The sequence below is a fragment of the Streptomyces coeruleorubidus genome, from assembly GCF_028885415.1.
Classification (GTDB): domain Bacteria; phylum Actinomycetota; class Actinomycetes; order Streptomycetales; family Streptomycetaceae; genus Streptomyces; species Streptomyces coeruleorubidus_A.
This window is the reverse complement of sequence record NZ_CP118527.1, coordinates 3,691,311-3,714,773: the sequence shown is the minus strand read 5'-3', so window position 1 is coordinate 3,714,773 and position 23,463 is coordinate 3,691,311. Positions and strand designations below refer to the sequence as shown.

The window sequence follows — 23,463 nt, the reverse complement described above, 5'->3', positions numbered from 1 at the left end:
GTGCCCCGTCGTCGGCCGGAGTCAGGCGGTGCTGCCGTGGCACTCGCCGTAAGCCCGCCCCGACCCACACCAGCAAGCCGCCCCCTGCTGCGGCGGCCAAGCCACTGCCCGCCCCCGCGCCGCCAGTGTCGTGGCGTACTGGGGGAGCAGGGTCGCGTCCGACGGGGAGGAGAGTTCCGACGCTGCGAAGGCCTCGTACGACGGGACCGTGCCGGTGACGATGCCCAGGTTGGGGGTGCCGGAGGAGGACAGTTCTCGTAGGGCGGACTCTATGGTCGCGAGGTGGGTTTCGTGGGAGGGGTATTCCGCGGCCAGGGTCGGGTACGCCTCGAGGAGTTCCGAGAGTTCCGTTGCCGGCCAGTGGAGGATCGCTACCGGGAAGGGGCGGGAGAGGGCCTCCCGGTAGGCGCCCAGTTCGGCTCGGAGGCGGGTGATCTCCGCTTCCAGTTCCGCCGGGTTTTCCGAGCCCAGGGACCACACGCGCTTGGGGTCGTGGAGTTCGTCCAGCGTGATCGGGAGGGAGTGGACCGTGTCCGCCAGCGCGTCCCACTCGTCGTGGGACTTGCCCAGCATGCGGCGGACCCTGTGGCGGCCGAAGAGGAGGGGGTGGGTCGGCTGCGGGGGTTCCGGGACATCGGTCAGGAGGAGGCGTACCGCCTCCGTGAACGTGTCGTGCGCCGCTTCCAGCTCGTCGTGGGACTCCAGGGCCTCGGCGACGATCACCCAGGGGGCCGGGTCCCTCGGGGACGCCACCCTGACGCCCTCGATGATCGCCCTGGCCTCGGCCTCGTGGCCGTACTCCCAGAGGTTCGACGCCTTGAGCGCCCGTACCAGGAGGGGGTTCTCCAGGCCGTCCGTGGAGGACAGCAGGCGGTCGTAGAGGGCCGTGGCCGTGGGGCGGTCGCCGGCGAGTTCCAGGTGGGCCGCGGCGCGCAGCAGCAGGGCCTCGGAGTCCTCGGGATACAGGCCGGCGGTCCGCTCCAGGCGTGCCGCCTCGGCGGTGTGGTCGACGGTTTCGGCAGGCGTGTCGGGGCGCATGAGGGACACCGTACTGCCGGGAGGTGACGAGCGTGAGAGATGCGCGGGCCATACCTCTGGCCTGCGCGGGTTCCCCATGCTCGCCATCCCGGCTCTACGAATCGTCCCGAATCACCGCCGTGACGTCGGCGTGCCGTCGGCCTACAGGGTTACGCCGTCTATTTGTAGCGTTTGGACCGACTTTGCGGCGAAGGGGACGCTTACCGATTTGCCGTTGAGGCGGATGTCCGAGCGGGGCGTGTAGAGGTCGCCGCCGCCCGTCGTCACCGTGTTCCAGCGGGGCACCGCGCCGTTCGTGCCGCCCGTCACCGTCGAGAAGCGGGAGAGGTCGAAGGTGAGGGTCTGGGCCGATGTGGACGTGTTCACCGCTACCAGCACCAGGCGGCGGGTCGACGCCGAGTACGCCGCCACCGCGTAGCTCACGCCCGTGTCCAGGATCGTCATGCCCGGGCGGATGTGGCGGCTGAACTGGGCCAGCACGTAGTGCTTGGTCTGGACTGTCGTCGGCTGGAGGGTGTTCTTGTCGTAGGCGATCATCGCCCAGCCCGTCGACGGGTCCATGACCTGCCAGTAGCACCATGCCGTGGGGTGCAGCCAGCGGAAGTCGTAGCAGAGGTTCGACGCCATGGTCAGGCCCGTGCCGTCGCTGTCGCCCGTCTCGGAGTTCCACAGCTTCTTGCGGGACGTCGTCACCACGTCCGTGTAGAGGAGGTCGCGGCGGCCGCCGGAGCCCTGGTAGCCGTGCACGTTGACCTGGGAGACCAGGGCCTTGGTCGACGAGTTGAACGACGCCCACGTCGAGCGGGCCGTGTCGTAGTTCGTTTCGTCCGAGGCCGCGATGCGGATGCCCGTGAGGCCTCGTTTGTCCAGCTCGCTGCGCATGTACGGGAGTACGGCCGCCTGGACCGCGGGGTCCATGTGGCAGCCCTCCTGGGTGCCGGTCGCGGTCCACCAGGTGGAGGCCGGCTCGTTGAAGGGGTCGACCGTCGCGAAGTTCACGCCCCAGTTGTTGCGGGCGTACAGGGCGGTCGCCGCCAGGTGGGAGGCGTGCTGGCGGTAGTTCCAGGTCTGGAGGTTGTTGCCGCCGCCCGCCGCGCCGGAGGGGTTGTGGTTGCTGCACATCCACCACATGGGGGAGTTGGCGAAGAGTTCCGTGATCGCGCCCCGCTGCGTCGCCTTCACCAGCATCGCGCGCTGGTTGGCGTCCGCCGACCACTTCCAGGCCGAGGAAGTGGGGTCCTCGTTGTTCCAGTCCTGCCAGAAGCCCTCGATCTGCTTGAAGGCCGGGATGTTCGGCGACTCGACCATCCTCTCGCCGCCGACGCTGTTCCAGCTGCACGCGCCCAGGTTGTAGCGGGCGATGTTCAGGCCCAGGCCGGGGAGCGATCTGCCGTTGTACGTCACCGACTTGGTGGTGAAGAAGAGGTCCGCGAAGTCGTCCCGGGCGCCGAAGACGTTGGCCCACCAGGCGAGGGAGGTGCCCCAGCCCTCCCAGGTGCCGTACGTGGTCGAGGGGTTGACGGCGATCGTGGCGTCCGCGTGGGCGGTGCCTGTCGCCAGGGCGCTGCCGAGGAACGTACCGCCTGCTGCGGTCAGCAGGGTTCTGCGTCGTATCACGGCTCCTCCGAAGGGGAATCGGGGCAGGCGCCGGTCCCCCGGGGTCCGGCGTCGCGGGTTGGCCCGTTCATGGCAACGAGAAGCATCGGGTGTGGCGTGGGGGTTGTCGAGAGTTGCGACGAACCTTTCTAAAACCCGTGTACGAAGTCTCGGACGCGGGCGGCAGAGCGATCCTGTATAACGAACAGAGCGAAGAGAACAGGTAGTCGGGCGAGCGAGCGTTCGGGAGGAGGGGGGCCGATGGTCCGCGGTTGGACGAGTCTGCGTCCCGCTCTCGCGCTGCTCTTCCTGGTCCTGGAAGTGGCGCTGCTGGACACCGGCAGCCTCTACGCCACCGTCGCGCTCGCCGCGACCGCTGCGGCCTTTGCCGCGCTCGCGGTCTGCGCCCTCGTCGGCTCGCGCTGCGCGCCCGCCGTGCCGCGCACCCGGGTGCGTACGGCCATCCGCGACCGTGACCTCCGTACGGCCTTCCTGCCCCAACGCGACCCCGACGCCCGGGGACGCACCCGGCCCCGAGCGCCCGGACACGCCCTCCGGGCGACCTTCGCGTAGGGGCACTTCCAGGCACGGCCGGCCGTCCAGCCAGGCACATTCACGTAGCCGGCCCCGCGCGGGTCGTCATGCCGCCATGTCCGATTCCCGGCACGACGAGACCCCCGGAGGGCTCACCCATGTCCGTCTTCGCCAACCTGGTCGAGCGACTCGCCGACCTCCTCCAGCCGCTGTTCGGCGCCTGTGCTGCCGCCGCCGCGATCGTCCTGTTCACCGCGCTCGTACGACTCCTCGTCCACCCCCTGTCCCGGGCCGCAGCGCGCGGCCAGAAGGCCCGGACCGCACTCCAGCCGAAGATCGCCGAGCTGCGGAAGAAGCACGGGAAGAACCCCGAGAAGCTCCAGCGGGCCGTGCTGGAGCTGCACGCCGAGGAGAAGGTGTCGCCGCTGGCCGGCTGCCTGCCCGGGCTGCTCCAGGTGCCCGCGTTCTTCCTGCTCTACCACCTGTTCTCCAGCGACACGATCGGCGGGCGGGCCAACGAGCTGCTCAGCCACCAGCTGTTCGCCGCGCCGCTGGGCGGGCGGTGGACGGATGCGCTGGGCGAGGGCGGTCTCCTCGGTGGTCCGGGGCTCGTCTACGCCGGGCTGTTCGTGGTCGTCGCCGGGGTCGCCGCGTTCAGCTACCGCCTCAGCAAGCGCATGATGGCCGCGAACCCGGCGCTCCCGGCCGGTGGCGAGCAGGTGGCGGGGCTGGGGGCGGTCACCAAGGTGATGCCCTTCATGTCCTTCTTCACCCTCGTCACCGTGGCCGTGGTGCCGCTGGCCGCCGCGCTGTACGTCGTGACCAGTACGACGTGGAGTGTCGTCGAGCGCGCTGTGCTGTACCGGTAGCCGGGATCTGTACCGGTAGCAGGTCGCGTACGTGACGGTCCAGTACATGAACTGGGTATTGCGGAGTGGACTCCCAGCTTGGAGGATCGACCAGTCCTCCGATGGCTGCCCCGCCGCATCCGGGTCGCATGCCTCGGGCGGGCGCCCGCGATCGAGGGAGACGTGATCATGAAGCTGCTGCGAGTCGGTACGGCGGGGACCGAGCGGCCCGCGCTGCTCGACGCCGACGGGACCCTGCGGGACCTGTCGGGCGTCGTGCCGGACATCGACGGGGCACTGCTCGCGGACGACGCGGCGCTCGGACGCGTCCGTGCTGCCGACGACGCCGGTGAGCTGCCCGTACTGGACGCCACCGGGCTGCGGATCGGGCCGCCGCTGGGGCGGATCGGCAAGATCGTCTGCATCGGGCTGAACTACCACGACCATGCGCGCGAGACGGGTGCCGAGCCGCCCGCCGAGCCGGTCCTCTTCATGAAGGCGCCGGACACGGTGGTCGGGCCGAACGACACGGTGCTCGTGCCGCGCGCGTCCCGCAAGACCGACTGGGAGGTCGAGCTGGCCGTCGTCATCGGGCGTACGGCCAGGTACCTGGGGTCCGCGGAGGAAGGGCTCGCGCATGTAGCCGGGTACGCGGTGGCGCACGACGTGTCCGAGCGGGAGTTCCAGATCGAGCGGGGCGGGACCTGGGACAAGGGCAAGAACTGCGAGACGTTCAATCCGCTGGGGCCGTGGCTGGTGACGGCGGACGAGGTGCCGGATCCGCAGCGGCTGTCGCTGCGGCTGTGGGTCAACGGGGAGTTGAAGCAGGACGGGACGACGGCCGAGCAGATCTTCCCGGTGGGGGAGGTCGTGCGGTATCTCAGTCAGTTCATGACGCTGTACCCCGGGGATGTGATCAACACGGGGACGCCGGCGGGGGTGGCGCTGGGGGCGCCCGAGCCCAAGCCGTTCCTGCGGGCCGGGGATGTCGTGGAGCTGGAGATCGAAGGGCTCGGGCGGCAGCGGCAGGAGTTCAAGGACGCCTGAGCGGCGGGGAGCTGCGGAGCGTTCGCGACTGCGGGTTCGTCGTGGTTGTTCGCGCAGTTCCCCGCGCCCCTGAGGGGTCAGCCCAGCAGAGTTGCCAGGTCGCGCCACGCCTTCCTCGGGAGGGTCTCCCTGGGCTCGCCGTCCAGGACCTGGAGGGCGAGGTGGTCCGCCCCCGCCTCGAAGAAGGCGTCGATCTTGGCGCGGATCGCCGTATCGTCGCCCCAGGCGAACAGGGCGTCGACCAGGCGGTCGCTGCCGCCGTCCGACAGGTCGTCCTCGGTGAAGCCGTGCCGGAGGAAGTTGTTGGTGTAGTTCGGCAGCGGGAGGTAGATGCCGAGGAACTCGCGGGCCAGGGCGCGGGCGCGGGCCGGGTCCGTCTCCGGGATGACGCCCAGCTCCGGGGCCAGCAGCGGGGCCTCGCCCAGGATCTCGCGGGCGTGCGCGGTGTGTTCCGGGGTGACCAGGTACGGGATCGAGCCCGCCGCCCGGTCGCGGGCCAGCCGGAGCGACTTCGGGCCCAGGGCGGCCAGCAGGCGGCGTTCCGCCGGCACTCCGGCGGCGTCCAGGCCGTCGAGGTGGCCGACGAGCGCGGAGTAGGGGCGGGAGTACTGCTCCTCACGCTTGGCGTGGCTCACTCCGAGGCCCAGCAGGAAACGCCCGGGGTGGGCCGACTCCAGTTCCCCGAAGGCCGTGGCGGCGGCGTCCGGCTCGTGCTGCCAGATGCTCTGGATGCTGGTGCCGAAGGTGAGCTTCGAGGTCGCCTCGATCAGCGGGGCGGCGTTGGCGGCGGAGCTGTTGCCGCCCAGCCAGACGGCGCCGTAGCCGAGCTCCTCCAGTTCGGCGGCGGCCTCGGCGAGTTCCCCGCGGCGGTCCGGGTCCTCCGAGCGCAGGCCGACGCTCCAGATGCCGTACCGGCCGACGGTTTCCTTCAGGGCGGTGGTCATCGGTTGGGGTCCCTCCGGTTGGGCACCGTGCGTGATCATGCGTACAGCAGGTGCCAACCGGAGGGGCCCGGCCGTAATTCCGAGCCGGCGTCGGTGATTTCGGCGCGCCGGCGGTCGTCGGCCGTCGCTAGCGGTCCTTGCCGAGGAACTCCTCCAGCGCCTCCACCACGAACCGGTGGTCCTGGAGCTGCGGCAGCCCCGACACCGTCACCGCGCCGATCACGCCGACGCCCTCGACGGTGATCGGAAAGAAACCGCCGTGTGCCGCGTACGTGTCGGGGTCGAGGCGCGAGGACTCCTCGAACGTCGTGCCCTTGGCGCGGAAGCGGGCGCCCACCAGGTAGGAGGCGGAGCCGTAGCGCTCGACCACCCGGCGCTTGCGGGCGATCCAGGCGTCGTTGTCGGGCGTGGAGCCGGGCAGCGCCGCGTGGAAGAGCTGCTGGCCGGCGCGGTGGATGTCGATCGCGACCGGCGCCTGCCGCTCCCGGGCCATGCCGACGAGCAGCGAGCCGAGCGCCCAGGCGTCGTCGTGGGTGAACTGGCGGAACACCAGGCGGCGTTCCTCCTTCTCCAGCTCCTCCAGGCTCGGGGTGAGCTCCGGGTGGAACTTCGGGGTCAGCTCCTGGCTGTGCGAAGGGTTGTGCGTGCTCTTGTGGGTCACAGGGTCACCGTCACCTTCTCGCGGGCCGAACGACGGGCGGCCTCCAGTACGTCCAGGGCGGCGGCCGCCTCCAGCGCGGTCACCGGGTTCGGGGCGCCCTCCAGCAGGGCCTTCGCCACGGCCGCATAGTAAGCGGGGTAGTCGCCCGGGAGGGTGGGTTCGGGTCGGCCGCCGCCCGTGACCGGGGATTCGCCGGCGCCCACACGGCCCCACAGCGACTCGGGCTCCGCGCCCCAGCCGGGCCCGGGGCGCTGGCCTTCGCGCAGGGCCGCCTCCTGGGGGTCGAGGCCGTACTTGACGTAGCCCGCGGCGGAGCCCAGGACGCGGAAGCGGGGGCCGAGCTGGGCGGTCGTCGCGGAGACGTAGAGGTGGGAGCGGACGCCGCCTGTGTGCGTGATCGCGATGAACGTGTCGTCGTCCGTCTCGGCGCCCGGGCGGCGGATGTCCGACTCCGCGTACACGGCGGCCGCCGGGCCGAAGAGGACCAGCGCCTGGTCGACGACATGGCTGCCGAGGTCGTACAGCAGACCTCCGATCTCTGCGGGGTCGCCGGACTCCCGCCAGCCGCCCTTCGGCTTCGGACGCCAGCGCTCGAAGCGGGACTCGAAGCGCCAGACGTCGCCCAACTCGCCCTCGCCGAGCAGCTTGCGCAGGGTGAGGAAGTCGTTGTCCCAGCGGCGGTTCTGGAAGACGGAGAGGAGCAGTCCGCGCTCCTCGGCCAGGGCGGCCAGCTCGCGCGCCTCGGCCGCCGTGCCCGCGACGGGCTTGTCGACCACGACCGGCAGACCCGCCTCGAGCGCGGTCGTCGCGAGCGGCACATGCGTCTTGTTCGGGGACGCCACGACGATCAGGTCCAGCTCGGCGGCCCGGTCGAACAGCTCGTCCGGGCCGGCGGCGAGGCGCGCGTCCGGGAACTCGGCGCGGGCCTGCTGCTGCCGCTCGGGGTTCGAGGTGACCACCGTGTCGAGGGTGAGGCCCTCGGTGGCGGCGATCAGCGGGGCGTGGAAGACGGAGCCGGCGAGGCCGTAGCCGACGAGGCCGACGCGCAGGGGCGAGCCGGGTGTGCCGGAGGTGCCGAGGGGTGTGCCAGTCATGTCACCCACTTTGGCAACGCTGTTGCCAAAGTGCAAGCGCCGGGGACAATGGGTGGCGTGAACAGGGCGAACGACCGTACGGGCGGAGTGGGCGCAGTAGGCGGAGCGGGCGGCATGGCTGGTGCAGGGGCCGGAGCGAACCTGCTCGCCATGCGCAGCCACAACGCCGCGCTGGTGCTTGACCTGCTGCGGACCGCCGGGTCCGACGGCATCAGCCGGCTCGAACTCGCCGAGCGGACCGGCCTCACCCCACAGGCGGTCAGCAAGATCACGGCCCGGCTGCGGGAGGACGGACTCGCGGCGGAGGCGGGGCGCCGCGCGTCGACCGGCGGCAAGCCGCGCACGGTGCTGCGGCTGGTGCCCGAGGCGGGGCACGCGGTGGGGGTCCACTTGGACCGGGACGAGGTCCGGGCCGTGCTCGTGGATCTGCGCGGGACGGTGGTGGGGGAGCGGCGGGCCGCGCTGGATCTGGGGGCGGGTGCGCGGGCCGTACTGGCGGCGGTGACGGAGGCCGTGCGGGCGGTGGTGACCGAGGCTGGGCGGGCGGTGGTGAGGGAGGCTGGGCGGGCGGTGGTGACCGAGGCTGGGCGGGCGGTGGTGAGGGAGTCCGGGCGGGCGGCGGTAACGGAGACTGGGCGGGCGGCGGCAATGGAGGCCGGGCGCGCGGCGGTGACCGAGGTGCTGCCCGCCGGATCGCTCCTCGCCCATGCCGGTTCCCTGCTCGGGGTGGGGGTGGCGCTGCCCGGGCCGCTCGACCATGTCCGGGGTGTGCTGCACCGGGTGACCGGCTTCCCCGAGTGGGACGGCTTCCCGCTGCGTCAGGCGCTGGCGGAGCGGCTCGGGGTGCCGGTCGTGGTCGACAAGGACACCAACGCGGCGGCGCTGGGCCTGGCGGCCGGGGGCGAGGCCGGCTCCTTCGCGTACCTGCACCTCGGTACGGGGCTGGGGGCCGGTCTGGTGATCGGCGGGAGCGTGCACCGGGGAGCCCGGACCGGGGCCGGGGAGTTCGGCCACCAGGTGATCCAGCTGGACGGCCCGCCGTGCACCTGCGGCGACCGCGGCTGCGTGGAGGCGCTGTGCCTCGGTGCGGTGGCGCGCGGCGATGTCGAGGAGGCGGCGCGGGTGCTGGGAGCGGGCGCGGCGAACCTGGTCGGGCTGCTCGACATCGACGTCGTCCTGCTGGGCGGGCGGACGGTGGCCGCGGCTCCGGAGGCGTTCGTACGGGGAGTCGGGGCGGTACTGGGGGCGCGGGCCCGGCGGACGGGGGAGGACGCCGTGCCGGTACGTGTCGCGCCGGGGGGAGGGCGAGTCGTGGCGGTGGGGGCGGCTCAGTTGGTGCTGGGGCCGGTGTTCGGGCGGGGGACGGCTGAGGGGCGGGGGCCGGACTCGTGGTGGGGGCGGGGGCCGGATCCGGCTGGGGCGTTGGCGTGGGCGTGCAGGCGGCGTCCGGGAAGATCCGCCCCAGGTGGTACTCCAGTACCGTGCGCACGTCCGCGAGTGAGCGGCGGCCGTGCAGAACGTCCAGGCCCAGCCCAATCGCACCCGACACCAGCAGGTCCGCCTCGTGCGCCCGGTCGATGCCCGGCGCGGTGCTCCCCGCTGCCTCGCCCACCCCGATGATGTCCGAGACGAGCCGTTCCAGCGGCTGCTCGGCGGCCAGGAAGACCTCCGCGAGCACGGGATCGGCAAGGCTCCGCGCGTAGTACGCCGTGAACACCCGCAGGACGAAGGCGCGTTGCTCGTCCAGGGGCAGGAACTCGTCCAGCACCGCCCGCAGCAGCGCGCACGGCTCCGTCATGTCGTACGGGATGCGCCCCTGGGCCGGCCGTTCGTTCTCCTCGTGCAGCAGCCGCAGCGCGTCGACCATCAGGGCGTGCTTGGAGTCGAAGTGGTACTGCACGACCCGCAGCGAGACCCTGGCCTCGGCCGCGATCCTGCGCATGCTCGCCGCGTCCAGCCCCTGCTCGGCCGCGATACGCCACACCGCCTCGGCCCGGCCGGACCGTGGGCGTGCCGCACACCGGGCACGCGCCATGAAGTACGACGTCCTACAGGTCCTCGGCATGGTGACGATGGTCGTGTGCGCCCAGGCGCTCGTCCGGATCCTCGTCGACAACGGCGACCGGGGGCTGCTGGACGGGCTCCCCGGCGGCTTCCTCCCCGCGCTGCCGGCCTACGCGGTCCTCACCGCCGTCGGTGTCCTCCTGACCGGCTGGGCGCACTCGCGTGCGAAGGCAGTGGGGCGCCGCTGAGGGTTCCCTCGGGCCTCGGCGTGTGCGCCGACCGGGCGGATCCGCACCGCCGTTCGGGGGCGTTCCCGGCGATGTCGGCTTGCGGTCGGCTCCATCCGGCAATGTCACATCTCCATGCGACCCTGCACGCCCGCTCACCTCTGCCTGGCGGCGGCAGCCGCCGTCCTGCTCACCGGGGCTCCTCCGGCGTACGCGGAAGACCCGGCGCCCGCCTGTGCCGCGCCCGAAGACCACACCTTCCCGCTCACCACCCGCATCCACGGCGGGCCCGACGCCTACACGGCCGGGGGCGGGTTCGGAACCTGGTATCTCGATCTGACCAACACGACCGACCGGCCGTGCACCGGTATCCACCCCGTCGTCGTACTCGTCGACGACAAGCGGGCGCTGGAGCCGTCGCAGCCCCGGCTGGAGTTCTTCGAGGGGGCGCGGGCACACCCCGTGCGGTTCGAGAAGACCGGTGAGGACGAGCTCGTCGGGGCGTTCGCCGACGAGGAGGACCGGTTCGCCGGGTTCAACGTCGGGCCGGGCAAGACCGTCACCGTGAAGGTGCGGCTCGCGGTCACCTCCGACGCCGTGCCGAACGACGTCACCGTCAACGCCGCCGTGGTGCAGCGGCACGACGACGACGGCGACTGGGTCGGGCAGTCGAACGACTACCGCTTCGGGATCCACGGCGGTGCGCCGATCGACGGGGGCGAGCCGGAGACCGACGGCGGTACCGACTCCCAGCCGGAGTCCGACGCGTCCGTCCCGCCCCGCGAGGACCGCTTGCCGTTCGCCGAGGAACTCGCCCGTACGGGAGGCGGCGGCCGGCTCGCCGCGGCTGCCGCGGCGGTGCTGCTCGCCGGGGGCGGGGCACTGCTCCTCGCGCGCCGTCGCCGTTGACGCGCGAGGAGGAGCCGTCCCGCCTGTCGGGACGCCGTATACGGGCCATTCCGCAAGATCCGGCCACTGTTTAGGCTTGGGCTGCCTGGCCCCAAGGCGCACGCTGGCCCGCGTACGGCAGGAGATCCCGCACATGGCAGACCGCAAGCCCATCGAGTCGTGGCTCACCGACATGGACGGTGTGCTCATCCACGAGGGCGTACCGATCCCCGGCGCCGACGCCTTCCTCAAGAAGCTGCGCGAGTCCGGGAAGCCCTTCCTGGTCCTCACCAACAACTCGATGTACACCCCGCGCGACCTGCACGCCCGGCTGCGCCGTATGGGCCTGGACGTGCCGATCGAGAGCATCTGGACCTCGGCCCTGGCCACGGCCCAGTTCCTGGACGACCAGCGGCCGGGCGGCTCGGCGTACGTCATCGGCGAGGCCGGCCTGACCACCGCGCTGCACGACATCGGCTACATCCTGACCGACCACGAGCCGGACTACGTCGTCCTCGGCGAGACCCGCACGTACTCCTTCGAGGCCATGACGAAGGCGGTACGGCTCATCCTCGGCGGCGCCCGTTTCATCTGCACCAACCCCGACGAGACGGGCCCGTCCACCGAGGGCCCGCTGCCCGCGACCGGCGCGGTGGCCGCGCTGATCACCCAGGCGACCGGCAAGAAGCCGTACTTCGCGGGCAAGCCGAACCCGCTGATGATGCGGACCGGGCTGAACGCCATCGGGGCGCACTCCGAGAGCAGCGCGATGATCGGCGACCGGATGGACACGGACGTGCTGGCGGGCATGGAGGCCGGGATGCAGACGTTCCTGGTGCTCACCGGCCTGACCCGGCCCGACCAGGTCGACGGCTTCCCGTACCGGCCGTCGCAGGTCGTGGACTCGATCGCGGACCTCGTCGACCGGGTCTGACCCCGCGGGCAGCGGGCCTCCGGGCCCGAGGCAGCGGGCCGGAGCTCAAACCCGTCGCCACCCGTATGGAGCAGTCGCCGCGTCCCTGAGGATGCGGTGGCCGACCGTGCGGGGGAGGCTCCAGGCGTCTGGAGGTTCACGATGGGTTCCCTGAAAGTCACTGTCTGTACGAGCGTCCTGGTCGCGGCCGCCCTCACCCCGGCGGCGTTCGCGGCGGACGTCGGGGGCGTCTCGGTGACCCCGGCGACCCCCGCGCCCGGCAGTGACGTCACGCTCCGCGTGACCGACTGTGCGGAGAGGACGGCCGTCGCCCGCTCGGCGGCGTTCGTCGCGGACGCGCGGCTCACCGTCACCGACGGTGAACTCGTCGGCGAAAGCCGCGTCCGCTCCACGCTCGGCGCGGGGACGTACGCCGTGCAGGTCACTTGCGGGGAGGCCGAACGGGCGGGCACGTTCACCGTCCGGGAGCGGGAGGGGCGGCGGTCCGCGTCCGGGACGGGCGAGCATCCGTCCGCATCCGGGCCGGGTGGGCAGCCGCCCGCGCCCGGGACGATCGGGCAGCCGCCCGCGCCCGGGACCGTCGGACAGCCACCCGCACCCGGGACCGGTGGGCAGCCGCCCGCGCCCGGGACCGTCGGACAGCCACCCGCACCCGGGACCGATGGGCAGCCACCCGTGCCTGAAGGCGGTGGGCAGCCGTCCGAATCCGGCGACGACGGACAGCAGCCCGCGTCCCGAGGCGATGAGCAGCAGCCCGCGTCCGGGGGCGATGAGCGGCAGCCCGCCTCCCGGCGGCCGGGCCCGTACCCCTCACCCGTCGCCCCCGTCCAGGCGGGCGGTGGCGGCGCGGCGGACCTCGCCGCCGCCGAGGACCGCGGGGCCGGCCCCGGCACGGCGCAGGGGGTGACCGGCCTGGTCCTCGCGGGGGTGGCCGCGGTGGTCGTCGCGCTGGGCGGTGTCCGCCGGCGTCGCGGAACGGACTGACCATGTCCGACCAGGATCGAATCACGGGCCGCTCCTCGGGCACCGGCCGCCTGCTGGCCGGCGTCGCCTGGGTGGCGCTGCTGCTCGGGCTGTGGCTGTGGGGACGCGAGGTGACCGACGTACGGCACGGCATATCCGCGCCCACCACCGGCGACATGGCGGCGGCCGGACGGCCCCCGGACGTGAAACTGCCGCCCGCGCACCGCCCGTTGGGCGACGCGCTGCCCCAGCGCGTCGACATCCCCGGGCTCGGGGTGCAGGCGCCCGTGGTGGCGCGGGGTCTGGACGCGCGCGGCGCGCTCGATCCGCCGCCGTACGACCAGCCGGGCGCGGTCGGCTGGTACGCGGGCGGCGTGGCACCCGGGGCGCCGGGGACCGCGCTGATGGTGGGTCACGTCGACACCGACACCCGGCCCGCCGTCTTCTACAAGGTCAGTGCCATGCGGCCGGGCCAGACGATCCGGGTGATCCGGGCCGACGCCAAGGTCGCCGAGTTCACCGTCGAGTCCGTCCAGGTCCTCACCCGCGACCGCTTCGACGCCCACCAGGCCTACGGGCCCCGCGAGTCGGGCCGGGCCGAGCTGCGACTGGTCACCTGCGGCGGCAGCTTCGACCGTACGACCCGCAGCTACACGGCGAACGTGGTCGTCTCGGCGTACCTGACGGGAACGGGCCTTTAGCAGCCTTGTGTGCCCACCCAGCCCGGTCGGCGACCCGCTCCCCCTGAAGTCGCCGACCGGGCTGGTCCTCGACCGCGCACGCACGGGCTGCGGGAGTAACCCGGCGAGCTGCGCGGGAGGCCGCGGGAGCCACGGTGGGTGAAACTCTGGCCGGAGGCCGGGCCCTGCTGAGAAGACTCTAGAACCAAAGGGCCTCCCGGGCCTAGAGGTTGAATAACGCCAAGTCCCGAAACGGTGGCTCTGCGTCATCCACGCAGGTGGGTTCGGCCTCGTGGGTGTCGCGGGACGTATGTCAGGATTGAGACTTGGAACGGTGCACCCAAGGGGGAGTTGGATGTACGGCAGCAGGGGGGCAAGGGTGTCCGCCGCGAGGCGGATGTCCGCAGTGGTGCTGGGGGCGGCACTGCTGATCACGGGGTGTTCGTCCGACGGGGGGGACGGATCGGAACCGGGCGCCGACGCGAGCGCCGATGCGGGCGCGGGAATCACACAGCAGCCCAAGGAGACCGCCCCGTTCTGGGTCAATCCGGACGGCACCGCGGCGAAGCAGGTCGCCGCACTGGAGAAGGCCGGCAAGAAGCAGGACGCCGAGCAGATCCGCAAGATCGCCGAGCAGCCGGTCGCCGAGTGGATCGGCCCGGACAACCCGCGGGAGCAGACGCAGGGCTTCACCGAGGCCGCCGACAAGGCCGGCCGTACGGCACTGCTCGTCCTCTACAACATCCCGCACCGCGACTGCGGCCAGTACTCGCAGGGCGGCGCCGCCGACGGCAACGCCTACCGCGAGTGGCTCGACGGCGTGGCGGCGGGCATCGGCGACCGCTCCGCCACGGTCATCCTCGAACCGGACGCGCTGCTGCACCTGGTGGACGGCTGCACCCCGGAGCAGTTCCACGAGGAGCGCTACGACCTCCTCAAGGGCGCCGTCACCAAGCTCAAGTCCCTGAAGAACACGCAGGTGTACCTGGACGCGGGCAACGCCGGCTGGCAGAACCCCGACCAGATCTTCGAGCCGCTGAAGCGGGCCGGCATCGAACAGGCCGACGGCTTCTCCGTCAACGTCTCCAACTTCTACTCCACCGACGACTCCATCGCCTACGGCAAGCAGCTCTCCGCCAAGGTCGGAGGCAAGCACTTCGTCATCGACACCAGCCGCAACGGCAAGGGCCCCTACACCCAGGGCAACCCGGACGAGCGCTGGTGCAACCCGCCGGGCCGCGCGCTGGGCGAGACGCCGACGACCAAGACGGCGGACCCGTCGGTCGACGCGTACCTGTGGGTGAAGCGGCCGGGCGAGTCGGACGGCGAGTGCAAGGGCGGGCCGAAGGCGGGGCAGTGGTGGGGGGACTACGCACTGAAGCTGGCCAGGGCCGGCTAGACCTTCGGGCAGACGTCCTCGACCTGGTCGGGGTCGACCGCCAGTTTCCTCTCCTTCTTTGTCAGCTCCCGCCCCGCCAGGGCGCACAGCCGGTCCATCCACCGCTCGGGTTCGAGAGGGATCACGGAGGTGCGGGAGCCGTCGACGAGCGTGAGGGCCTTGCTGTCGGTGCTCGGTGAGAGGGCCGAGCCGTAGCCCACGTAGTAGCGGTAGGTGTCCTGGCGGTTCTCGATGTCCCAGACGACTTGTTCACCGGCGGCGGTGGTGGTGTGGAGGAGGCGGTCACCCAGGAAGCGGCCGAGGTAGTAGACGCCGTTGTAGGTGAGAGCCGGCAGGTCTCGCTTCTTCTCGACGTCCCACAACCGCACTTGACCGCCTGCGTATTGCACAGCGAGGACTTCGCCGTCGGGGGAGAGGGCGAACGACCGGACCGACCGTTCATCTTCGTCCCTCTTGATCCACCTCTTGAACTCACCAGTCGTGAAGTCCCAGGTGCCGATCTCGGCCACCGTCCGCACCAGTGCCTGTGGTTTGCCGGGTATGGCGGTGGCGAAGGTGCCGGCCGCCTCGTTGGCGAGCTGGGCACGCTCCTGGACGGGCGGCCGGTAGATCTCGCCGTCCGGCTTGCCGGTGTCGAGATTCCAGCGGGAGACGTACGACAGCCCCGAGATCACGGCGTGGTCGTCGTCGGAGAAGCTCAGGTTGATCCAGGACGGGACGAGCCCCGTTTGAGGGTCCGCCCCGGAAGCCGTGATGCCGGGAGGGGCGGGCAGCTCAAGGACGTGCTCCTCCCTGAGGGAACCGTTGTCGATCCGCCAGACGAGGACCGTCCGCTGGTCCTCGGCGATGGTCAGCATCCGTCGCCCGTCCGGGCTGAAGGCGGCGTACATCGGGGCCAGCGGCCGGGACGACCGGGCGGTCGCGAGGAGCCGGTGGCCGGCCAGGTCCCACAGTTGCAGTCCGCTGCCGCTGGTGTCGACGACCGCCATTTTGCCGCTCGGTCCGTCCGGCGTGCGGATGCGATGGACCAGGGAGTTGGAGTCGAAGGACGTGGGCGGCTTGAGGCGTACGGTGACGATGCTGCCGCCGGCGGAGACGGCGGCGCGCAGGTCATCCGGAGGGCCGGCGAGCGCGACCGCCGGAGCGAACGAGCGGCCGGTGATGTTCTGGTCCTCGGGAGGTGCGGCGGGGGTGTCGAAGGTGGACGGCCAGCCCTTCTCCAGATCGATGACGAGGAAGCGCATACGGCCCAGGTCACTGCCGATGCGCCCGGTGGGATTGACCAGGTAGCGGCCCGTGGCGTCGAGCCGGGGTGCGTAGAGCGGGCACAGTCCCTGGAAGCTGTCGTTGCTCCAGCTCTGGAAGCGCCGGGGCGTGGTGCCCAGCCGCCACGCTTCGAGTGAGCCCTGCTCGGTGCAGGTGACCAGGACACGGCCGTTGCCGCTGACCGTCGCGGAGGCGGTGGCGCGATCGTCCCAGGGTCGGTGCAGCGAACCCCGGTTCAGGTCCCAGGTCACCAGCCGGCCCCGTACGTCGTCCGCTTCCGCTCCGGAGGGCACGATCCGCGCCAGGACCGTGTCGTCCGCGGCGAACCAGGCCTGTGCCGCGTCCCAGCCGCTCGGCGGGGCGAGGGTACGGCCAGTGCGGCGGCCGTCGTCCGCGTTCCACACGAGCACGCCCTCGCGGGGGATCGCGGCGAGGATCCGCTTCCTGTCCCCGTCGAAGCGCAGGTCGTTGGGGGCGCGCGGGTTCTTCTCCATGGCCTCGCCCTTGCGCAGGGCAATGGTCCGGAACTTGTCCGAGTCGGAGGAGATCGGCACACCGAGGGAGATCAGACCCCAACCGCTCGCCCGAGCCGTCCTCCGCCCGTCGGCCGATACGGCGATCCGCTCGGTGTCCAACTGTGTCGAGAAATAGTATGGCTTGGGAGGCTTCTGCCCTCGCAGGTTCAGCCGCACGAAGGCGCCGTTGCTCAGCACGGCGTATGCGTACGAGCCGTCGTCCGTGAGCGCGATGTCCTCGACGTCGTGGCGATTCTCCATCACCACCCGCTCTACATCCTGCAAGCGCAAGTACTGCGCCAGCAGGGCGGACCGCGCGTCCGGCCGGGCCTCCGCCCGATACGCCCCGACCGTGTACAGCGAGGACACGGCCAGGGACGTGCCGTCGAAACTCGCGGCCTGCTGCGCCAACCGATCCGAAGCCAACCGCCGCTGCTCCGTCAGCAGGTTCAGATACAGCACGGACACCACCGCCGCCGCCACCACGGCCAGAACCGTGACAACCGCCCACAGCACCCGCAGATACTGCTTCCGGCGCTCGGACCTCGCGGCCTCGTGTGCCTTACGAGCCCTCAGCCCGACACCCGCCTCGATGAACTCCCGGTCCTCCTCCGTGAGTTCGTCAGGCCGATCGGCGAGCCACCGTTCCGCCACCGACAGGGCCGGGTCCTCCAGCAGCAGCCCGTCCGGCCGCCCCGCCCGCCACCAGCGCGCCCGGTCGTAGCGCAGTTCGCCGCGCCAGGTGAGGAACGTACGGTCGTTCTCCAACTGCTCGGCCAGCGGCTGCCAGTGTTCGATGAGGGCCTCGTGGGCCAGCTCCACCGTCTCGCCCCGCTCGGGATCCGCACCCACCACCAGGACGCGGGCCTCGACGAGCTCCCGGGCGATGGACCACCGCTCCTCGCCGGCGTCACGGCGGGCGAGCCGGGCGCGCAGGGCCGTGCCGCTGCCGGGCGGGACCTGGATCAGCGCGCGGAGCAGCCCGGTCGCGGCATCCCGTGCCGCGCCGCGCAGCGCCCGCCGCCACGCGGAGTCCGCCCTGCTGCTCAGCACCCCGCCGAGGCCGCCCAGTTCGCGGTAGGTGTCGAGGCGGAGCCGGCCGCCGACCTGCCGTTCCCACAGGGTGGTCAGGGCGAACCCGAGCAGGGGCAGGGCTCCCGGCCGGCCCGCCGCGTCCTCGATGAGCCGGTCGGCCAGCCCGCTGTCGTACTCCACGCCGGGGAAGGCACGCAGCGGCAGCCGGACCACCTCGGTGAGCTGCTCGCGGGTCATCAGGCCCAGCTGGTGCGCGGGCGCCCCGCCGACCAGGCGGCTCAGCTCCGGGTGGCGCAGGGCCGCGTCCTGGAAGTCGGTCCGCAGCGCGACCAGGACCGCCACCCCGGGGTGCCGGCAGGCGTCGAGGAGGCCCTCCACCAAGGCGCGCAGCTCGTCGTCGGGACGCAGCAGCAGCGCCTCCGCCTGGTCGACTGCCAGCACGAGTCCGCGTGCCGAGCGGTGGGTCCGCAGTGCGTCCCGGACCGTCGCGGCGTCCGGTTGACGGCCCTCCGCGCGCAGGGTGACGACCTCCACCTCCTGCTCCTTCAGACGGGGCAGGACGCCCGCCATGAGGAGGGACGACTTGCCGGAGCCGGAGGGGCCGGTCAGGGTCACGCAGCCCTCGGGCGGCGACCCGTGCGGGCAGAGCAGGTCGACGACCGCGGTGACGTCCTCGTCCCGGCCGAAGAAGTGCGCGCTGTGCTCCTCGGTGTACGGGCGCAGGCCCGGGAAGGGGGAGGAGGGCGCGAGGAGTTCGGCCAGTTCCGGCAGTTCGTCGAGGATCGTGCGGGTCGGGATGCAGAAGGCCTGCCCGCGGTGCGCCGGGGAGATCGAGGCGACGATGCCGACCACGGCACCGAGGTCGTCGTCCCACACGGCCGAGCCGCTGAAACCGGGCTGGATCGGGTCCGACTGCCCGTCGAGCGGCGACATCTGCAGTCGGCCCGTGCTGGTCCGGGCCCGCAGCCGGGCCGTGTGCCAGCCGCCGCCGGTGTCGTCCCTGGGCAGTCCGAAAACGATGGCCTTGTGGTCCCAGACGTCCCTGGGCGCCACCATGACGACCGGCCGGGCTTCCGGGAGCGGGTCGGCCAGGGACAGTACGGCCACGTCCCCGGTGCCGTTCGCGCGCACCGGCACCCAGTCGCGGACGACGGCCTCGGTCTGCTCGCCCTCCTGGAGGACCAGGGTGACGCGCACGGGTCCCTCGGGAGGTGCCTCGCTCCTGCCCGGCAGCCCCAGGGCGTCCAGGACGACATGGGCGCAGGTCAGCACCAGCGTGGGCGCGATGAGCACCCCCAGGCCGCCGATGTGCCCGTCCGTGCCCGTGACCTGGACCGTCGCGGCGGCCAGGACGTCCTCGGCCACCGGGTCCGACGTGGTCGACTCGGTCATCTCCCGTTTCCCCCGCCAACGTTGACCACTCGCGTTACCGATGTCGTACCGAGAGCACACCAGAGTGCGTGCGCAGGTCAAGCACGTTTCCCGTCACCTGGACATGCGAAAGGGGCGCCCTCCCTACCGGAGAGCGCCCCGAACAGCCGATATCTACGGCACCTTGACCCACTGCGCCTTGCTCGGCGTGCCCCGGTCGTCGGTCACGAACAGCATGTACCAGCCCGCCTGGACCAGGTTCCGGTTCTTCGGCATGGTCACCGTCAGCTTGTCACCGGACGCCTTGAAGTCCAGGCCGATCGACCGCTGGTCGACGTCCGTGACGTGCGTGGCGGCGCTCGGGCGGATCAGCCGGACCTTCTGGATCTTCGCCGCGTCCGACGAGGTGAACGTCCCCGTCCCGCCGCGCTCGATGGTCTGCGGTCCGCCGGACAGCGAGGGCTGGTCCCCGCTGCCGTAGAGGTAGGGCGGCGTGTAGATCTCGATGCGCTGCTCGAACTTGCCCGGCTTGGTGTTGGCCTTGTCCCCGTACAGTGAGTCCGAGCCGAAGAACATCACGCGGCCGTCGGGCAGCAGGACCGACCCGGAGTGGTAGTTGCGGCCCACCAGCGGGTCGGCGACCCGCCGGAGCTCGTTCTTCTCCGTGTCGTAGAGCCGCGCCTCGAAGATGTTGGAGTCGCTGCGGCCCCGGTAGTCCTCCGAACCGCCGGAGATCAGCACACTGTCGTCGGGCAGGATCGAGGCGTTCGGGTAGCGCGTGCCCTTGTCCAGGGACGGGCCGTCCACGAAGCGCGGGTCGTCGTCCTTGAGGTCGACGATCCGGGTCTTCTCGCTGGACTCCTTGGACTCGCCGACGCCACCGCCGCCGATCACCATGTACTTCTCGTCCTGCGCGGGCGGCAGCAGCACCGTCCCGGACGTCTCCATCAGCTTGGGGTCGCTCAGGCCGGGGATCTTCGTGAACTTGTTGGTGTCCACGTCCCACACGCCCGGCTCACGGCCCACGTTGTCCGGCCCGTAGCCCGCGTTCGAACCCGAGTAGAAGATCTTGCCGTTCTGCATGAGGAACAGCGCCGGGTAGGTCGGGAACTGCCGGACCTTGTCCGTGTAGGTCCACTTCTTGGTCTTCGGGTCGAAGACCTCGTTCTTGCCCGGGACCAGCTGGCCGATGTCGTCCAGGCCGGAGACGCTGAGGATCCTCCCGTCGCTCAGGGTGGTGAGCGTCGGGTACCAGCGGGCCTCCTTCATCGGGTCGACCTTGATGTACTTCTCGGCTACGGGATCGAACTCGAAGGCGTCCCGGATCCCCTGGAAGTCCTTCTTGTCGAGGGCGAGCTTCTGCGCGATGCCGTACGTGTTACGCGCGTCATCGCCCTTCAGTCCGTGCACGCGGTAGTTGTCCTGCGTGCCCGTCTCGTACTTCTGGCCCCGCTTCTGCGCCTCGACGTAGATACGTCCGAGCCCGGGGTCGTTGCGCAGGAACTTGCCGGTCGCCTTGTCGAAGACCTTCTTCGCGCGCGGCACGAGCACCGGGTCCTTCGAGACGAAGGTCTTGCCGTTCTCCTTGCCCGTGAACCTGGTGCCCGCGGGCAGCGTGATCGGCTTGTCCGGGTTCTCGTTGTGGACGATCATCAGGCCGCCGGCCTTGGTGACGTCACCCTTGAGCTTCTCGTACCGCTTGGTGCCGCCCGCGATCAGCAGGTTGCCGTTGGCGAGCTGGGTGTGGCCGGTGCAGAACAGGTCGCTGGGCGTCGGGACCTTCTTGATGGTGCCCTTGACCGGGTCCCAGATCCGGGTGTCGAACCTCTTCGCGTCGAAGTTGTCCTGGTTGTTGCCCGACCCCGCGACGAGCAGCACCTTGCCGGTGCGCAGCAGCGCCGCGTGGATCGTGTTCTGCCGGTACTCCTCGGGAAACTCGATGATCTCCCACTTGCCGTTCGCGGCCTTGTACTCCGGCTTGTTGATTGTGTACTGGTGGTATTTCTCGGTCCCCAAGCGGTAGAGCCACGGCCCGTTCGCCCCGGCCAGCGCGAGTACCACCGCCGTGCCTATCGCGAGTCGACGGGCCCGGCGGCGGCCTGCACGGTCGTTCATTCGTTACGTCCCCCAAGTCCACCAAGGGCGATCTGCATGGTCTGGTCGGTCCCCCCGACCTCCCCGTTTCCGCCAGGGGTGGCGGCCCAACTGGGCTTGTGCTGCGGGGCGTGCGGCGCCGCCTGCTGCTGCGGGATGGGCAGCGGCTGCGTCCGGTGCGGTCCCGCAGGGTCCTGCGGCTGTTCCACGGCGGGTGCGGCGGGCTTCTTCGCTTCCTGCCGCAGCTGCCAGCGCCAGGCGAAGACCGGCGAGGCGGTGATCAGCAGCGCGAACGTCGCCCAGATGATCATCGCGGGGTGCGAGTGGCCGAAGACGAAGCCGGCCGCGATCGACGCGCCGAAGATCACGACGAAGTACCAGTGGTAGCGGAACGTGCCGAACCAGCGGTCCGGGCTCGCCGAGTCGCCCTTGGGCGTGACCACGAACTTGCTCTTGCGCCGCAGCACGGAGTCGATCAGCGCCTTGGCGTACAGCGGCGCCGACAGCGCGGACATCACCATGCCGGCCACACCGCCGGAGCCCTCCGGCTCGTGCGGCGAGACGTTGTGCCGGCGGTTCCAGACGTACAGGCCGATCTGGAGCGCGGAGGCGTTGCCGTAGAGCATCAGCCAGACCGCCGGGTCGATGTTCACACCCGAGGCGCCCAGGCCCAGGAACAGCGCGCAACTCAGCGCCGCCAGGATCCAGTTGAGGGCCGACATCGGGTAGAAGATGATCATCATCGTGTAGTTGAAGAGCTTGCTCGGCGGCAGCGAGTACCAGCCCTTCCAGTACTGCTTGAGGATCGTCTCGTAGGTCCCTCGCGACCAGCGCATCTGCTGGGTGAAGAAGTCCGTCCAGGCGCTGGGGCCCTCACCGACCGCGAGCACGTCCGGGGTGTAGACCGAGCGCCACTTGTTGCCCGTCGCCGGGTTCTTGTGGCGGTGCATCTCGAAGCCGGTCGCCATGTCCTCGGTGATCGAGTCGTACAGACCGCCGATCTGCTTCAGCGCCTTGATGCGCACGGCGTTGGAGGTGCCGACGAACATGGGGGAGCCGTAGCGGTTGCCCGCGCGCTGGATCAGCGCGTGGAAGAGGAACTGCTGCGACTCGGCGGCCTTGGTGATGGGGTTGTCGTAATTGCCGTAGACCTGCGGGCCGATGACGAAGCCGACGTCCGGGTCGCGGAAGAAGCCGAGCATCCGCTCCAGGTAGTTGGGCAGCGGCACGTGGTCGGTGTCGACCGAGGCGAAGAAGTCGTAGTCGTCGCCGTGCGCCTCAAGCCAGGCGTTGTAGTTGCCGTGCTTGGTCTTGGCGCGGTGCGGCCCCTTGGCCTGGTTCCACTTCGCGACGCCCTTGCGGGAGAAGTGGTGCACGCCGAGGCGCTCGCAGACCGCCTTCACCTCGGGGTCGTCGCCCTCGTCGAGCAGCCAGACGTGCATGAGGCCCCGGTGGCGGATCTTGACGGCCGCCTCCAGGGTCTTCGTCACCATCTCCAGCGGCTCCTTGCCGGGCACGAAGGAGGTGAGGAAGGCCACTCTGGTGCCGGTCTCGGGCACCACCGGGATCGGGTCGCGGGCGACCAGCGTGGCGTGCGCGTTCGACACCACGTTCATGCAGCGGAAGAACTCGATCAGACCGATCGAGACCAGCATCACCACGTCGAGCGCGGGCAGCCAGTCGAAGGCCGGGTAGTCGCGCTCGGTCCAGTGCTCGGGCTGGAGCAGCCACACCAGCAGCACCACGGACAGCACCGGGGCCGCGGCCAGCATCAGCGCGACTCTTATGCGGTGCGGTTCCTGCGAGATCAGCGACCGGTACTGCACCTTGTAGGGCTTGGTCGGATCGGGTTGGGTGAGGGGACCCGCGAGCCGGCTGTAGTGCTCGTAGTCGTATCTCGGCAGCGTCTTCTTGATCCGCCGGAACGTCCCCGTGGTGCTCATCCGATGCGTCGGCACCCTGAGCTGGGTGGTCTGGGACGGGTCGTGGTCCTGCTGTCGGGCGCCCGTCGGCCTCGACGTCATGAGTCATCCCCCCACACGCGGACACCGCGTGTTTCGTCGCTTCCTTCCGTCTGCGGCAGGTCCCCCTCGACCTTCACAGACGTATCAGTGGTGGGTCGCTGTCACCACGTCATCCACACCTTATAGACACGGCAACGCGACCTTCCGGTTGCATGATGCCCCCCACGGCATCGCCTCATGAACGGGGGCCCCTACCCCCGCCCGGCCCGCAACCGGTTCTTTTGCCCCCCAACTGCCGCGTATGCGCAGCATCTTGAAAAACCAGAAAGCCAGGGTTCTACGGCGTTCATCATGATCGCAA

At 71.1% G+C, this 23,463-nt stretch carries 18 protein-coding genes and 1 pseudogene; 10 read left to right on the top strand and 9 right to left on the bottom strand.

Going from position 1 to position 23,463, the window contains the following annotated elements; translation table 11 throughout:
- Positions 1–21: 21 nt before the first annotated feature.
- Positions 22–1,038, bottom strand: a complete 1,017-nt coding sequence (locus PV963_RS17200; RefSeq protein WP_274816618.1) for an SEC-C domain-containing protein — start codon at positions 1,036–1,038, stop codon at positions 22–24.
- Between the two features lie 141 nt (positions 1,039–1,179).
- On the bottom strand, positions 1,180–2,655 hold the full coding sequence (locus PV963_RS17195; RefSeq protein ID WP_274816617.1) for a beta-1,6-galactanase: 1,476 nt from the start codon (positions 2,653–2,655) through the stop codon (positions 1,180–1,182).
- 240 nt (positions 2,656–2,895) lie between these two features.
- On the opposite strand from PV963_RS17195, the gene PV963_RS17190 reads away from it, so the two are divergent.
- From PV963_RS17190 to PV963_RS17180, 3 genes are all read left to right on the top strand, one after another.
- On the top strand, positions 2,896–3,207 hold the full coding sequence (locus PV963_RS17190; RefSeq protein WP_274816616.1) for a DUF6412 domain-containing protein: 312 nt from the start codon (positions 2,896–2,898) through the stop codon (positions 3,205–3,207).
- Positions 3,208–3,326: 119 nt separating this feature from the next.
- Positions 3,327–4,037: a YidC/Oxa1 family membrane protein insertase gene (locus tag PV963_RS17185; RefSeq protein ID WP_274816615.1), complete on the top strand. Its 711-nt coding sequence runs from the start codon at positions 3,327–3,329 to the stop codon at positions 4,035–4,037.
- 168 nt (positions 4,038–4,205) lie between these two features.
- Positions 4,206–5,063 carry a fumarylacetoacetate hydrolase family protein gene (locus PV963_RS17180; protein WP_274816614.1) on the top strand — a complete coding sequence of 286 codons (858 nt, stop codon included), beginning with the start codon at positions 4,206–4,208 and terminating at the stop codon, positions 5,061–5,063.
- Positions 5,064–5,140: 77 nt separating this feature from the next.
- On the opposite strand, the gene PV963_RS17175 is transcribed toward PV963_RS17180, so the two are convergent.
- From PV963_RS17175 to PV963_RS17165, 3 genes are all read right to left on the bottom strand, one after another.
- On the bottom strand, positions 5,141–6,007 hold the full coding sequence (locus tag PV963_RS17175; RefSeq protein WP_274816613.1) for an LLM class F420-dependent oxidoreductase: 867 nt from the start codon (positions 6,005–6,007) through the stop codon (positions 5,141–5,143).
- Positions 6,008–6,134: 127 nt separating this feature from the next.
- Complete coding sequence (locus PV963_RS17170; RefSeq protein WP_274816612.1) at positions 6,135–6,668, bottom strand: heme-degrading domain-containing protein; 534 nt, start codon at positions 6,666–6,668, stop codon at positions 6,135–6,137.
- Positions 6,665–7,762, bottom strand: coding sequence for a Gfo/Idh/MocA family oxidoreductase (locus PV963_RS17165; RefSeq protein ID WP_274816611.1), 1,098 nt, complete (start codon positions 7,760–7,762; stop codon positions 6,665–6,667). The genes PV963_RS17170 and PV963_RS17165 overlap by 4 nt, the downstream gene beginning before the upstream one ends.
- Before the next feature lie 114 nt (positions 7,763–7,876).
- Between PV963_RS17165 and PV963_RS17160 the strand changes: the two genes are divergently transcribed.
- Positions 7,877–9,382 (top strand): ROK family transcriptional regulator, encoded by a 1,506-nt coding sequence (locus PV963_RS17160; RefSeq protein WP_274816610.1) that lies wholly within the window; start codon positions 7,877–7,879, stop codon positions 9,380–9,382.
- On the opposite strand, the pseudogene PV963_RS17155 reads toward PV963_RS17160, so the two are convergent.
- Positions 9,273–9,704: pseudogene (locus tag PV963_RS17155) on the bottom strand (TetR family transcriptional regulator C-terminal domain-containing protein); the annotation flags it as partial. The gene PV963_RS17160 and the pseudogene PV963_RS17155 overlap by 110 nt on opposite strands.
- On the opposite strand from PV963_RS17155, the gene PV963_RS17150 reads away from it, so the two are divergent.
- The 6 genes from PV963_RS17150 (at position 9,640) to PV963_RS17125 (ending at position 14,857) form a co-directional block, all read left to right on the top strand.
- On the top strand, positions 9,640–10,014 hold the full coding sequence (locus PV963_RS17150) for a hypothetical protein (RefSeq protein WP_274816609.1): 375 nt from the start codon (positions 9,640–9,642) through the stop codon (positions 10,012–10,014). The pseudogene PV963_RS17155 and the gene PV963_RS17150 overlap by 65 nt on opposite strands.
- Positions 10,015–10,128: 114 nt before the next feature.
- A complete protein-coding gene (locus tag PV963_RS17145) occupies positions 10,129–10,902 on the top strand; it encodes a hypothetical protein (protein WP_274816608.1) in 774 nt (257 codons plus the stop codon).
- A 133-nt stretch (positions 10,903–11,035) separates the two neighbouring features.
- Positions 11,036–11,815: an HAD-IIA family hydrolase gene (locus PV963_RS17140; protein WP_274816607.1), complete on the top strand. Its 780-nt coding sequence runs from the start codon at positions 11,036–11,038 to the stop codon at positions 11,813–11,815.
- Between the two features lie 141 nt (positions 11,816–11,956).
- Complete coding sequence (locus tag PV963_RS43625) at positions 11,957–12,799, top strand: hypothetical protein (protein ID WP_342456384.1); 843 nt, start codon at positions 11,957–11,959, stop codon at positions 12,797–12,799.
- 2 nt (positions 12,800–12,801) lie between these two features.
- A complete protein-coding gene (locus PV963_RS17130) occupies positions 12,802–13,479 on the top strand; it encodes a class F sortase (RefSeq protein WP_274816606.1) in 678 nt (225 codons plus the stop codon).
- Between the two features lie 334 nt (positions 13,480–13,813).
- Complete coding sequence (locus tag PV963_RS17125; protein ID WP_274816605.1) at positions 13,814–14,857, top strand: glycoside hydrolase family 6 protein; 1,044 nt, start codon at positions 13,814–13,816, stop codon at positions 14,855–14,857.
- On the opposite strand, the gene PV963_RS17120 is transcribed toward PV963_RS17125, so the two are convergent.
- The 3 genes from PV963_RS17120 to PV963_RS17110 form a co-directional block, all read right to left on the bottom strand.
- Positions 14,854–19,065, bottom strand: coding sequence for a trypsin-like peptidase domain-containing protein (locus PV963_RS17120; protein WP_274816604.1), 4,212 nt, complete (start codon positions 19,063–19,065; stop codon positions 14,854–14,856). The genes PV963_RS17125 and PV963_RS17120 overlap by 4 nt on opposite strands.
- Positions 19,066–19,218: 153 nt before the next feature.
- Positions 19,219–21,159: a kelch motif-containing protein gene (locus PV963_RS17115; protein ID WP_274816603.1), complete on the bottom strand. Its 1,941-nt coding sequence runs from the start codon at positions 21,157–21,159 to the stop codon at positions 19,219–19,221.
- Entirely contained in the window at positions 21,156–23,162 is a 2,007-nt protein-coding gene (locus PV963_RS17110; RefSeq protein ID WP_274816602.1) for a glycosyltransferase family 2 protein, read from the bottom strand. The genes PV963_RS17115 and PV963_RS17110 overlap by 4 nt, the downstream gene beginning before the upstream one ends.
- Positions 23,163–23,463 lie beyond the last annotated feature (301 nt).

What these genes read in the sequence shown, in the direction of transcription:
- PV963_RS17120 (WP_274816604.1), bottom strand. Translation starts at nt 19,065, where the DNA reads ATGACCGAGTCGACCACGTCGGACCCGGTGGCCGAGGACGTCCTGGCC.
- PV963_RS17130 (WP_274816606.1), top strand. Translation starts at nt 12,802, where the DNA reads ATGTCCGACCAGGATCGAATCACGGGCCGCTCCTCGGGCACCGGCCGC.
- PV963_RS17190 (WP_274816616.1), top strand. Translation starts at nt 2,896, where the DNA reads ATGGTCCGCGGTTGGACGAGTCTGCGTCCCGCTCTCGCGCTGCTCTTC.
- PV963_RS17200 (WP_274816618.1), bottom strand. Translation starts at nt 1,038, where the DNA reads ATGCGCCCCGACACGCCTGCCGAAACCGTCGACCACACCGCCGAGGCG.
- PV963_RS17160 (WP_274816610.1), top strand. Translation starts at nt 7,877, where the DNA reads ATGGCTGGTGCAGGGGCCGGAGCGAACCTGCTCGCCATGCGCAGCCAC.
- PV963_RS17140 (WP_274816607.1), top strand. Translation starts at nt 11,036, where the DNA reads ATGGCAGACCGCAAGCCCATCGAGTCGTGGCTCACCGACATGGACGGT.
- PV963_RS17125 (WP_274816605.1), top strand. Translation starts at nt 13,814, where the DNA reads ATGTACGGCAGCAGGGGGGCAAGGGTGTCCGCCGCGAGGCGGATGTCC.
- PV963_RS17180 (WP_274816614.1), top strand. Translation starts at nt 4,206, where the DNA reads ATGAAGCTGCTGCGAGTCGGTACGGCGGGGACCGAGCGGCCCGCGCTG.
- PV963_RS17110 (WP_274816602.1), bottom strand. Translation starts at nt 23,162, where the DNA reads ATGACGTCGAGGCCGACGGGCGCCCGACAGCAGGACCACGACCCGTCC.
- PV963_RS17175 (WP_274816613.1), bottom strand. Translation starts at nt 6,007, where the DNA reads ATGACCACCGCCCTGAAGGAAACCGTCGGCCGGTACGGCATCTGGAGC.
- PV963_RS17185 (WP_274816615.1), top strand. Translation starts at nt 3,327, where the DNA reads ATGTCCGTCTTCGCCAACCTGGTCGAGCGACTCGCCGACCTCCTCCAG.
- PV963_RS17115 (WP_274816603.1), bottom strand. Translation starts at nt 21,159, where the DNA reads ATGAACGACCGTGCAGGCCGCCGCCGGGCCCGTCGACTCGCGATAGGC.
- PV963_RS43625 (WP_342456384.1), top strand. Translation starts at nt 11,957, where the DNA reads ATGGGTTCCCTGAAAGTCACTGTCTGTACGAGCGTCCTGGTCGCGGCC.
- PV963_RS17165 (WP_274816611.1), bottom strand. Translation starts at nt 7,762, where the DNA reads ATGACTGGCACACCCCTCGGCACCTCCGGCACACCCGGCTCGCCCCTG.
- PV963_RS17145 (WP_274816608.1), top strand. Translation starts at nt 10,129, where the DNA reads ATGCGACCCTGCACGCCCGCTCACCTCTGCCTGGCGGCGGCAGCCGCC.